The organism is Brakhagea slesvicensis, from assembly GCF_052161625.1.
GTDB lineage: Bacteria > Planctomycetota > Planctomycetia > Pirellulales > Pirellulaceae > JBKCUI01.
In genome coordinates this window covers 349,868-362,006 of the sequence record NZ_CP197412.1, presented here as the reverse complement: position 1 = coordinate 362,006, position 12,139 = coordinate 349,868, and the positions used below count along the sequence as shown (strand labels likewise).

General features: G+C 52.4%; 11 protein-coding genes. All 11 read right to left on the bottom strand.

Going from position 1 to position 12,139, the window contains the following annotated elements:
- Positions 1–127: 127 nt before the first annotated feature.
- On the bottom strand, positions 128–715 hold the full coding sequence (locus tag SH467x_RS01335; RefSeq protein ID WP_482369517.1) for a hypothetical protein: 588 nt from the start codon (positions 713–715) through the stop codon (positions 128–130).
- A gap of 44 nt (positions 716–759) precedes the next feature.
- A complete protein-coding gene (locus tag SH467x_RS01330) occupies positions 760–2,112 on the bottom strand; it encodes a glycosyltransferase (protein WP_482369516.1) in 1,353 nt (450 codons plus the stop codon).
- The gene (locus SH467x_RS01325; RefSeq protein ID WP_482369515.1) at positions 2,079–3,116 is read right to left on the bottom strand and encodes a glycosyltransferase family 4 protein; all 1,038 of its coding nucleotides are present in this window, start codon (positions 3,114–3,116) and stop codon (positions 2,079–2,081) included. Before SH467x_RS01325 ends, SH467x_RS01330 begins: the two co-directional genes overlap by 34 nt.
- The gene (locus SH467x_RS01320; RefSeq protein WP_482369514.1) at positions 3,113–3,676 is read right to left on the bottom strand and encodes a hypothetical protein; all 564 of its coding nucleotides are present in this window, start codon (positions 3,674–3,676) and stop codon (positions 3,113–3,115) included. The genes SH467x_RS01325 and SH467x_RS01320 overlap by 4 nt, the downstream gene beginning before the upstream one ends.
- Before the next feature lie 115 nt (positions 3,677–3,791).
- Complete coding sequence (locus SH467x_RS01315) at positions 3,792–5,030, bottom strand: glycosyltransferase (RefSeq protein WP_482369513.1); 1,239 nt, start codon at positions 5,028–5,030, stop codon at positions 3,792–3,794.
- Between the two features lie 18 nt (positions 5,031–5,048).
- Complete coding sequence (locus SH467x_RS01310; RefSeq protein WP_482369512.1) at positions 5,049–6,191, bottom strand: DegT/DnrJ/EryC1/StrS family aminotransferase; 1,143 nt, start codon at positions 6,189–6,191, stop codon at positions 5,049–5,051.
- 286 nt (positions 6,192–6,477) lie between these two features.
- On the bottom strand, positions 6,478–7,407 hold the full coding sequence (locus SH467x_RS01305) for a sugar phosphate isomerase/epimerase family protein (RefSeq protein WP_482369511.1): 930 nt from the start codon (positions 7,405–7,407) through the stop codon (positions 6,478–6,480).
- A gap of 266 nt (positions 7,408–7,673) precedes the next feature.
- Entirely contained in the window at positions 7,674–8,936 is a 1,263-nt protein-coding gene (locus SH467x_RS01300; protein WP_482369510.1) for a DUF4910 domain-containing protein, read from the bottom strand.
- Between the two features lie 27 nt (positions 8,937–8,963).
- Entirely contained in the window at positions 8,964–9,506 is a 543-nt protein-coding gene (locus SH467x_RS01295) for a dTDP-4-dehydrorhamnose 3,5-epimerase family protein (protein WP_482369509.1), read from the bottom strand.
- The gene (locus tag SH467x_RS01290; protein WP_482369508.1) at positions 9,503–10,768 is read right to left on the bottom strand and encodes a methyltransferase domain-containing protein; all 1,266 of its coding nucleotides are present in this window, start codon (positions 10,766–10,768) and stop codon (positions 9,503–9,505) included. Before SH467x_RS01290 ends, SH467x_RS01295 begins: the two co-directional genes overlap by 4 nt.
- Before the next feature lie 61 nt (positions 10,769–10,829).
- The gene (locus SH467x_RS01285; RefSeq protein ID WP_482369507.1) at positions 10,830–12,137 is read right to left on the bottom strand and encodes a glutamate-1-semialdehyde 2,1-aminomutase; all 1,308 of its coding nucleotides are present in this window, start codon (positions 12,135–12,137) and stop codon (positions 10,830–10,832) included.
- Positions 12,138–12,139 lie beyond the last annotated feature (2 nt).

Sequence of the window (12,139 nt, the reverse complement as noted above, 5' to 3'; positions counted from 1 at the left end):
AGGTGCCACCATTTCTCTTAGCATGCTGGCACGCGGTAATGCAAGAGTGGTTCTGCTAGTCAACTGCGGGGTAAGCTCGCGTAAAGGTTAATCCAATTTAACTTTGATCATTCCTGGTTTGCGATCTTCATCGCGAGGGAACCGTTCGCCGTCGCCAACGTTGGATGGCTCTCGCAATACGATATTTGTAATGACCAAGGTCTATATTTCGCCACCAATACTTGGCGACTCGAATCTCACCGACTAGAACCCCGAGGAGGCGTCTGTCGGTAGAGTTTGTAAGGATCTCGTAGGGCTTGAAGGTGGACGAAAAAATCTCGATCGTGAAACGACTGCTTGGCGGGCACTTTGGAAGTCTCAATCGAAGTCGGGATCGACCTTTGATCTTTCGTTCCAGGACAGTGTTTCCGTTGAATAGCATCTTAACTTGGGAGGGGTCTCTGCTTGAGGAAAGCTCGACCCACAGCCACCGCAATGCGACTTGCCGTGGAAGCGAACACTCCAGGAAGGCACGACCGCTAGTCCAATTGCAGTTGCGTTCCTTGATGAGTTCGGTCGCATAAAATCCAGTCGCTTCGGAGTGAGCAAGCTCACGCTTTTGGGGGCTGTTTCGTTTGCAATAGAGCACGACGGGGCCTGGAGCCGTCTTTGCTCGGCTCAGCGTGCTGCGATCCTTCAACTTCAGTTTTATACGGTTGGCTGTACTAATCGACACGGACTGGTCCTCATCGTTTTTGATGGATGTCTAAAGGACATGGCTCAAGCCACGATTTTTCCAAAAAGGCTCGTGGTTGCGACCTCAACTTGTTGAATAGTCGGTATGTCGGGTGAACAATGCCAGTTTGCAAGGTAGGTAGCGACAGTGTCCGCCAGTTTAAGAATAGGACCTGATTCGACCACTTCTGTAATGAATGGAATCAAAGAATTTGCGTACTGTATCCCGCTGTGTCGTTCAATGGCCCAGTTTCGAGCCGTCGAAGCCTTTGCGATTGCGGTGGGATAATCCTTCGCAATGTTTTTCAAATGTCGCTGGATATCTTCCGTTTCGTTGGGTTGGCATACGCGGTAGACGAATTTGTCTGGAATTTCCCGGAAGCTCCCTCCGTCGCTAACGAGCGTGGGCCGTGCGCTGGCGAGGCTCACAATGACACTTGCCGATGCCCCTTCGATAATAGGAAATCGCAAACATGCGATTGCATTGGAATTCTTTAACTCATCCTGCAAGGTCCTATCATCCACTTTTCCTAGCAAAACGACATCGACTGGGTGTTTGCCACTGCGAGCCAATTGGAGCAACTTCTCTTCCTGTGTCTTTCGAACATTCCCTACGATGCGATATTGCCAACGGGAGCTCAACTCGCTTGACTCACTCAATGCGGTAATAACAGCTTCGCAACGCTTGTTTGCGTTGACATCTCCGATCGTCAACAAAGCGAGGCGCGATTCCGTTGGCTTGGGTAGTTCCAGCTGTTTTTCGTTGGCGCAGCAATATGCGAGGGGGATGGAGGTGACCGGACATTGCAATTGCGCGCGACAGACCGAGCTATAGAATTCTGCATGGGTAACGACTCCAAGCGTCGACTGCATAGCAAATCGTAGGACTGGGTAGTCGGCACATCGCGACATGAACCATTTTTTTTCTAGATCGTCGGATGCGTCCTTGTAGCACATCACAGCTTCACGCCCGGCTTCGGCCATCAACGCATCGAAATAAGAATGAGACCCCGATTTAGTCAACCATTCGATAAGTAAATTATGCAGGATGTAGTCATGCAGGAGTGTGATTCCTGGGACCTTCTGTTGGTGGCTTAAGCAATAAGAATGGTTTTGGTAGTGATTGCCGACATTGTAGAGGACGCAATCGAACTGACTCAAATAATCGGTGACATGTGCATCGATCGACTCTGCAGAAATGATTTCACAATTCGCATCGCGGCAGTTTTTCGAACAGACTGCGTCCGAGGTTTCACTGCGAACAATGGTTACGTCGTGGCCAAGATCGAGAAGTGCAGTGACGACTTCCTTGCTGAAGAGTCCAATGGCGGATCGTTGTGAATAGGGAGTGTACCACGCCAGTTTCATGCGACGAGCCTTTCGACCGTTCGTTCCCACGTTATTTCCTTTTTAAGCCACTCGCGTCGAGCATGCATCCCGATTTCTATCGTCCGCTGGCGATTGGCAAAGATAAGGTCGATCGCTTCGGCAATCTGAAGTGGGTCGGGTTCGCGAACCCATCCTGATTCGTCATCGAGAACCAAATCGAGCAGTCCTCCCGAATCATTCAATGTTAAGACTCCCTTACCAGCCTGATTCGCTTCCATCGTTACATATCCATAGGAATCTTCATCGATAGGGAGATATGCGCAAGCAAGCGAATTGCACATCATGGGCACCAGATCTGCACGGTCGTGGTAGCCGATTTGGAGGGATACTCGATCCCGGAGGCTATATTGCTCGACCATCTTCTCTAGTCGCTCCGCATCCTGCGGAGAGTCGGCGGGCCCCGCGATTAGCAATTTCGCTGCCGAATGCACGTGTCGCATCGATTCTACTAAAAGATGTTGGCGTTTGGTCGAATTGATTCTGCCACCGCAAAAGATGTAGTCCCCATAGTCTCCCGGGACGTAGTCTTCAGGGCCATTGATGGGCGTTCGCAACAATTCGCTCTCGAACTGGTTGTATTTTTTCAATCGGTTTTGAGTGACCGGGGAAATGGTGTAGAGTCGCTGAACACTTCGAAAACATTCCGCATCGGCTTCTTTGATCGAGTCACGCAGTTGCTGACCAGCTTCCGTCGCTGGGATGTTCGAATATCCCGAATCCCACATGTCGTAGGCTTGGCGATATTGATGCACCAACCACAAAACCTTGTTGGGGTGAGGAATCAGATAGGCTGGGAATTTCAATGCGATGACGAGGTCCGCATCGCCAACTTGCATCATTCGGCAGGCTAACATCTCGGAGTAGATGCTCTCAGCCGGTTCGTATCGAAACGGAATTCGTAAAAGCTCTGCTTCATGCCCTATCCCTCTCAGATGCGTTATGAGGTAGTTGGCAAGATCCTCCGCTCCTCCGTGCAGGAAGGGAATCATGTTGTTGACAACAAAAATCTTCATGCCGCACGCCCCGCAGATCTCTTGCTACGGAAGGTGGTTGCGTAGCGATCGCTATGCAACGTCAAAAGCTTGGCGATTTCGTCGTCGGTCTGATGTTCCAGACAATTCGCAAACACAGTTGGGTCGAGGTGCTTCGATCGCCACGATTGTTTTGTGGTATTGGTGTCAAAGAAGATGGCTTTCGATTCTCCGAATACGGCGCTGCGAGCGCGTTCTATTTTTTGAGTGATCGCCGATTCATGGATTGGCGAACCAGTCTTAAGCGAGAAACTGCATAGCGGTCGGTAATTGGAAGAAACGATCGTGACTTTGTTCGGATGGGCAAGAAAACACGCGGGGGCATCCAAGGCGATCAATCGATCCACGGTGGGGGGTAGGTCCAGCAACCGATAGCTCAACAACTGCTCCATTACCGTCTCGAGATTCTCGACATACGGTAGGGTCAGTCGATCGACCCGATGCCCATCGTTCGAAAGGATGCGATAGATGCGATCGCACAAGACACGCTGGCTACGGGCGTCTTGAAATGTTTCGATTGCATTTGCTAGTAGAATTTGCATTTTGTTCGATTTACAAGCGAGAACAATCCTCCAAGCGGGTTCTAACGAAGGATTCAACTTCAAGTCAAGGTAAATCTTCCGCCCGCCAGGGAGCGGTTTACCGTGATGCGATCAGTTAGCGATCGATGGGGCAAGCGGATCCCGCAGCGATTTCGTCGAAGAAGTCCAAGTACTGCGCTGCGACATCCTTCCATCCGTAGCGACTCATCGACTCCTGCGAATGGTCGGCATTGGCTTTTGCTATCTCTGGTTGTTCTAGGATCCGCATCAAAGCGTCGCGAATTTCATAGCAACAGCGAGGATTGAATGTTTCTGCTCGCAAATCCAGCACTTGAAGCTGCTCAACAAATGCTGGTATATCGGACATGGCAACCGGGGTTCCCATTTTCCAGGCGTCGAGCCCCGAGCCATTTCCCGCTTCGTACAACGAAGCGTTGACCACGAGTTTCGCACACGTGATCAGAGCGGAGACTTCGCGGTCGCTACGCAACCCCAAGCTCTTCACGTTTCCACTCTTGTCTGACCAATCCAGATAATACGGAGTATTAACGTTGCCGTGGATTCCTTCCGTTCCAAAACCGACCAGTACCAGCTTCAGGTTCGGGTATTTCGTTGCGACGTAGTGAAATCCCGAAAGCAATTGGCCTAAGTTCTTGTGCGCCGAGATATTATTGAGGCTGAGCAAGTAATCGTCCATGATGCCAAGTTGCTGCACCAAGTTCCACGCTTCATCCCGCTTCAGCGATTCGATACGACTTAAATGCGAAAGTCGAATGACCTTGGATGGCGACGGATTGTTCGGAAACGTGCGCATCAATTCATCCGCAATGAATTGCGTCGAAACGATGGGATGCGCACGTTCCAGCCAACGCTTGTGCTGGGAGCGTAACGATGCAACGGATGCCGGACTTTCGACAAAAGTCCCCACGAAATGGGTGTAGTTGAAGTCGTGGGGGATAAAGGCCACAGGGGCTTTGCATGGAGGGCATTCTATACCGTAGGGCCACGCAAAAAATACGGCATCACATAGGTTCAGTTCTTCGATCCAACGTCGATAGCTGGGCCCGTTCAACACGGTTCGAATCTTGCTAGCGAGGAGTTTCATTCCCGAGCGGTTGCGTACAGGCTGCAACCAGGGAACGGGCTTCACGTGAACTCCCAGTCTCGAAAGGACCTCCGCGGGAGACTCGTGTTCGCAAACGCTTTTCACCGAGCGACCGATGTAAACAATGACTTCGCAATCCGGACGCGCTAATCGCAAACCCTCCAACAGCCTTTCCGTGTACCTCCAGCCGCCCGTCGACGCATTTTGCAGTACGACGGCAAGTCGTTTGATACGAAATGAAGGCTTCATTACTTCGCAACTGTCTAGCTAGGCAGCGCGTCGCAATGGGGTGGAGGAAGAGGCCGCTCGACGTATGACCCCAACGATACGATCGATGTCCTCGAACGACAATTGGTTGTATGTCGGCAGCATCAATCCGTTCGCTCCCAGTTTGTTCGTCGCTTCAAGTGACTGGCCCTGCTTCGAAGCAGATTCGATAAATGGTGGTAAGCGGTGCAGTGGATGGAAGAATGGTCGCGAGTCAATTTCCGCTTCCTTCATAATGGCGATAAGGTCATCGCGCGTTTGCCCGAACTTATGCGGATCGATTGTGACACTGTACATCCACGGGGCGATCTGAGCCCATGGTGCGCAGGGTTGAAACCCGACACCAGGAATACCGGATAGGCATTCGGTGTAGTAGTCAAATATCGCGTTTCGCTTTTCGAAGATCTCTTCGCGTCGCTCGAGTTGAGCGCATAACATTGCACACGCGAGATTGGTTAATCGAAAATTGTAACCGGTGATGGGAAAGTAGTACCGACGTCGCGGGTCCATTCCCTGGCCTCGCAACATCTTGAGGCGTATCGAGAGTTGCGAATCATTGAGTGTGAGTGCGCCTCCTTCTCCACAAGTCAGAATTTTATTTCCGAAAAAGGAAAAAGTGCCAATCGTTCCCAAGCTGCCGACGGGCTTGTTCTTGTACAACGCAAAATGAGCCTCCGCAGCATCCTCGACAACCCACAAGCCATTCATGGCCGCGATCTGATTGATCGAATCCATATCGGCAGGATGACCGAGGAGATGGACTGCAATGATGCCTCGAGTTCGAGGACTGATCGCCGTCTCGATGGCCTCAGGTGATATGCACCATGTTTCCGGATCGATATCCACGAAAATAGGTTCCGCACCGCAATAGCGAACAGCGTTCGCCGTGGCAATGTAGGTCATCGATGGGACGATAACTTCATCGCCTGGTCGAAGACCTAGTCCAAGTAAAGCTAGGTGAAGCGCAACGGTCCCATTCGAGCATGAAAGAGCATACTTGGAGTCGCAGAGCTCCGCGAACTCAGCCTCGAATTGATCCAAGTACTTACCAGATGACGATATCCAAGAACTTCGGATAGCCTCAGCGACGTACTTCTCTTCGTTTCCTGTAACATCCGCCGAAGCGACCGGTATTGGTTTCATCGATTGAATCTCCATATTCAATGTGCATCTATCGCCCGAAGAGGTTAGGATTATCGCTGAAGTGAGTCAAGATCAATTAGAAGAGGCCTCGCTAGCTATACGCGTTTGCCTTCGGAGCGATGCTGAAATGCTAAGAGATAGATAGCTATCTGGGCGCGAGGGAATTCCTCGCGTGTGAATTCCTGTTGCCGAGACGATGATGGGTAAATGCATGAGGGGTAAATACAAAGAGCGGTGAGTAAACCCACCGCTCTTTGAAAGTGACTTCACGAAGTCCTATCGAACCCTACGCTTCCAATCCGATGTCTTCGGAGATGGGGCCGGTGGCTTCGACGATCATGTCCGGTCGGCGGGTGAAGGTCGGGAGGCCGGCGCTGGCAAGAACGTTGTCCAGTGCGTCCTGACTCTTCGCGACGATCGAATCGCGAGTGGACCCAGCGAAATTGCTCGCGTGTGCAAATGCCGTGATCGGTCCATCAAACCCGGATTTGCTCAGCGTCGCAACAAAGCGAATATTGTCGATAATTCCTGTTTCGCACGGCAACTGTCGCATCTTCAAGCTAGCGTCTGCAATCGATGGCAAAGTCTCGGTATCGGAGATACGGAGTGCAGCAATCTTGTTGCCAGGGATCGATGCCAACTGTTCGAAGGTCCCGCCACCAACGACCCAGTTGAACGTATCAATCACAAGCGCCACGCTCGGTGAGGTGCATGCCTTGAAGAAAGCCAAAAAGCCCTCTACGTCTTGAATGAACTTGAACTGCCGACTCTCGCGATTCTCTTGCGCGACGGAGAAATAAAGCCCTAGTTGGACATTGTTCTTTTCGAAAATCTCTCCAATCCGATCCACGCGTTTGCGAAGGACGTCGAAATACTCATGGAACGGAAGGCGATCGGTTGCCGCTGGCAATCGCAAAAAGCCGGCGCGAGCTCCCACTTTGCCCGCGATCTCAATCGAGCCATGCAGCAAGGCTAACGATTTCTCAAAGGAAGCGTCATCGGTGTCCAAATCGATGGGGACGTCAAAACCGCTGACCTGCATCTTGGAGCTCAGCAAGTATCGGGATGCTTTGTCGAACTCGCTGCGCTGCGTTCGCTTTACCAAATCGACGATATCGATATCCAACCCGCGAAATCCATAGGTCATCGCCAACTCAATCAGCTCGCTTTGCCGACCCGATACCCCTAGAACCGTCGCGTTTAAATTCTTGTACATCAACCATCTCCCATAAAAAACTCTGCTGCAAAGCGATTACTTCGCCAAGCATGCACAAATTTGTCTCAAGCAGCGGGACGAATGCTTCCCCTGCCCATCTCTCCTCCAACTCGAGAACTCCGCTCTCGAACCAAAACGGTACCCTACCTTCGGGGTCCCCCCTTTTGGGTGAGGAGCATACGCGGGGTAAGTATCCCACAAAGGGACGAATCTTCCAAGTCGAAACGGATGCGGAGGACCGTACGGAATGCGTTTGCCCAACGAAATTACAGGGGACGCGACAATAAGCCCCGTTCTTGCAAACGCTTGGCCGCCTGGACAAGCCTCTCGACAGGAATCCGAGACCGAACGGAGATTTCACTCAGCGTGTGCTCCCCATCGGAGTAGTTCAGCACCCAAAGCACGGCCATGGTGTCTATATCCCCCGCTGTGCCATAAAGTCCGTGCCGGCCAAGTTGCGGCTCGCCGTAAAGAACGGTTCCGATATAAAGGCCATCGTCCGACTCCCTCTCGCTCTCCATGGCGCGCAAGATCTCCTTGATAAGCTCGGCACTCTCCTGAAGCGACGTCGCCGTCACGAATTCAGGATTGTCCCCCGAGGTGTGATATTCGGGATAGCTGCCCCAAGGTGCCCTGGAAAGGGACCCGAAAGGGAGCTGAAAGCCGGGAGAGCAATACTGCCGTTCATCATATCCGTAGGGTGAGTACGATTCGACAACGCTCTCCGGACTCCGACGCTTCAAAATCGATTCGGTTATCCTGTCGATCCGATGGTCCCCGCGCCTGCTCCGTTTGTAGGTCCAAGGATGGGGACCCCCAAGGCCATTGAGGACCAAGCCATAACGGATTCGATGGAGTGAAGCCCTATTCTCGGAAAGCCATGCAATCGATCCAATCGTCCCTGGGGCTAACAAGATCCGATAGCTTAGCTTTCGCCCCTCCATAGCCTGCAACCATTTTGCAATCTCCACTGCAATGACGACTCCCGACAAGTTGTCGTTGGCGAGCGATGGATGGCATACGTGTGCCGACAAAACCACTTCGTCGGTGCTGGATCCTGGCAGGTAAATCTCGCCATAGGTCAAATGCCCAGACGCAATATCCGAATCAATCCTGACTCGGTAATTGCCCGCTGTCAAACTCGTTCGGAGTCGATCCGGTAGGCAGAATCCCCAGCTTCGTTGGTAATAGGAAGTTCGATAGGGAATGACATCGGGTTGGTCTGGTAGCGAATGAAGGTGGGGGTCCAGTTGTTCCAGTGTCAGCGTTGCTTCGATCGGTTCGCTGTAACTGACGACATGCAAAGAATGGTTGGCGAAGTCGACGAGTCGCATTCCATCCGGACCTTCGATCCATGCCTCCCGTATGTTCCACTCCTCGGGAACGATCCAATCGAGCACCGCCGTACCGCTCGGAATCTCCGTGCATCGAACTGGAATCTCTTCCCCGATGCGTTGCAGCGTCTGGCGTACCCCCCTGCCGGTGATGCTCCTGCATAGGGGGAAGATTTCCCTGAGCAATCGGTGCATCCCGTTGTCACTTTCCATCGAATCTACTCACTCCAAATCACTGAGTATCAAGTCGGGGTAGTTGGCGTCGCGATCGTGAATCGATGCGATGGGCTGGGGCCACGCGACAGGAAACAACGGATCGTTCCATTTCGCTCCGCGGTCCAAAGCAGGTTCGTAAAACTCGCTCATCTGATAAAAGACTTCGGTTTCATCCACCAATGTTTGAAAACCATGCGCGAAGTTTGGAGGCACATAGATGGCGCGACGATTCTCCACTGAAAGCTCCACGCCAAAGGATTGAAGAAAAGTCTTCGAACCAGGTCGCAAGTCGATCACCACGTCCCAAATCGCTCCTCGCAACACGCGCACGACTTTAGCCTCTGGATGCACCGATGCTCGCCAGTGCATCCCGCGGACCGTCCCTTGCTTCGCATTAAAAGCCAAATTGCATTGGACCATTCTGGAGATCAGACCGGTCGCCGCAAACTCGTTCTCGCAAAACGTGCGCGCAAAGAACCCGCGATCGTCTCTCCTACACTCTAGATCAATCACATACGCATCCAGCAGCGGCGTGGGTGTAAAAATCATACGACGACCCGAACCTCTGGAATGGGAATCACAAATTGACATCCCCAATCGCGTACACCGTCCATTTGCTGCATGATCTCTTCGCTGATGTTCCATGGGAGAATAAGCAAGAAATCGGGCTTGGTTTCGTATACGGCCTCGACAGGATGAATGGGAATCCTGCTCCCAGGCAAGAACTTGCCATGTTTGTATGGATTGCGATCGACGACGAAATCGAGAAAATCCTCGCGTATTCCGCAGTAATTCAAGAGCGTATTCCCCTTGCCCGGCGCGCCGTACCCTACGATTCGCTTTCCCTCCTCCTTGGCAGCGATCAAGAAACGCAAAAGGTTCCGTTTCGTCTGGCGGACTTTTTCCCCGAACGCTTGGTAGGGAGCCGGTGTGTCCATGCCCCTGGCTCGCTCGATTGCAACCAAACGTTCAATCGAATCATCTGGGGCCCTCGCGTCTTCCCTGTGCGCGATGAACATACGAATCGATCCTCCGTGGGTGGCAAGCTCTTCCACCGAAATGAGCTTCAAGCCTTGGCTTTCCAGCAATTTCAAATCGGCGATCAACGTATGGTAACAGTAGTGTTCGTGATAGATCGTGTCGAATTGGTTTCCTTCGATCAGTCGCATCAAGTGGGGAATTTCGATCGTGATGGTCCCCCCCTCTTGCAACAACCGCTGGACGCCTTGAAGGAAGTCGTTGATATCCGGGATATGGCCGAAGACATTGTTGGCGATGATCAAATCGGCCTTCCCTCTCTCCTTCACGATCTGCTCAGCGGCTTCGGTGGTAAAAAAGGAGACAAGGGTCTCTATTCCATGTTCCTGTGCTTTTTCGGCTACATTGGCTGCGGGATCGATACCAAAGCATGGGATCCCGCGTTTGGCAAAATACTGCAGCAAATAGCCATCGTTGCTGGCGATCTCAACAACGCGATGGTCCGAAGTCAAAGCAAGTCGATCGCAAATCGCATCGGTGTAGGACTCCATATGCTTCAGCCAGGACTCGGAGTACGAAGAGTAATAGGCGTACTCGGTGTAGATCTTTTCGGGCGAAACATCCGCGTCTAGTTGCACCAGCCAACAGTTCTCGCACACGCGCGCATGAAGAGGGTAAAACGGTTCGGGTTCATAGAACTGCTCCTCCGCGAGAATGGCCTCGCAGGGGGGCTGTGCACCGAGATCTACCATACTCAGGCTTAGAGGATGTCCGCAGTGCCTGCATGTCGTGCGGTGATTTACCTCGTGGTGCTGGTTCGTCGCTTGTATCACGTCACATCTTCCCGGGGGTTAGAATCCGAACCATTGACGAGGATTGTGTCGATGATTCGGATCAATTGAATTTGCGATAAACCACTTTTGAGGGAGGACCGATGAGCAAGTTCTCGGTTCCGCAATCTAAACCTCGCTTGTAAATCGGAAGCGACTGATCGATGGCGGCGAGCGTCTTGTCGATGTCCTCGTCGGTGTGTGTATAGCTTACGATCAAGGATGTCATCAGAATCCCCCTGCGTATGGTTTCTTGCAATAGCAATGAACGCATCGCTTGCGATCGTTGCTTCGTTGCATCCAACGTGGTGAATACGAGGCAGCAGGGTTTTCCCTCGATTTGAATGAACTCAGAAAGACCGTGAGCCGAGATTATCTGCTGGCCTTCCACCAGGAGTCGGTTTCCCAGCCGGTACAAAGTTTCGATGACCGGTTCCGATTTGTAGGTCTGCATGGTCGCCATGGCCGCAGCGAGCGCGTGTGTCTCTCCACCGTGGGTCGTAGACAAAAGAAAGACACGTTCCTTGGCATGATGCAGCCCTCCGAGCTCCATCCACTCTCTTTTTCCCACCAAGGCAGAAACGGAGAAACCATTCGCCAAGGCTTTGCCCCAGCATGAAAGATCTGGTTCGATGCCGTAGTAGGCTTGTCCGCCGCCGTTGTGCCATCGGAAACCGGTGATCATTTCGTCCAGGATAAACAGGGCACCGTACTGCCTGCAAAGTTTTTGAACGCCCTGGAAATAGCCCGGGGCAGGATCCTCGTACTTCGCAGGTTCGAGAATCACGGACGCAATTTCGTTAGGATGCTCTCGAAAGAGTTGTTCCAAGCTCCCTAGATCGTTGTAACGGAACGGTTTGGAAAACTCTTTGATCGCATCGGGAATACCCGAATCGAGCGGGGTCGTTCCGATAAACCAATCGTTGGTGGCAAAGAAGGGTTGGTCTTCGCAGTATGCAATCTTCGTGCGTCCCGTGGCGGCCCGAGCCAGTTTGATGGCCGCTGTCGTGGCATCGGAACCGTCCTTGCAAAACTTGACCATGTCCGCGCCGGGTATGAGCTCCAGCAACTCTTCGGCTGCTTGAAGCTCGATGGTCGAGGGACGGGTGAAGTTCGAGCCCTTTGCCAATTCTTTGGTTACCGCCTCGACCACTCGAGGAAATGCATGTCCCAATCCGACGGCGCGGTTTCCCTGCCCGAATTCGATGTACTCATTTCCGTCGATGTCCCATACATGGCCCGCCAACCCGTGCGAGATAAAACCTGGAGATCGTAGCGGATATTGATCGTCACCCTTCGCATAGGTGTGGCAGCCTCCGGGGATCACGCTATGCGCTCGACGTCTCCAAGCATCGGATTTCGAAAAGTCCATCG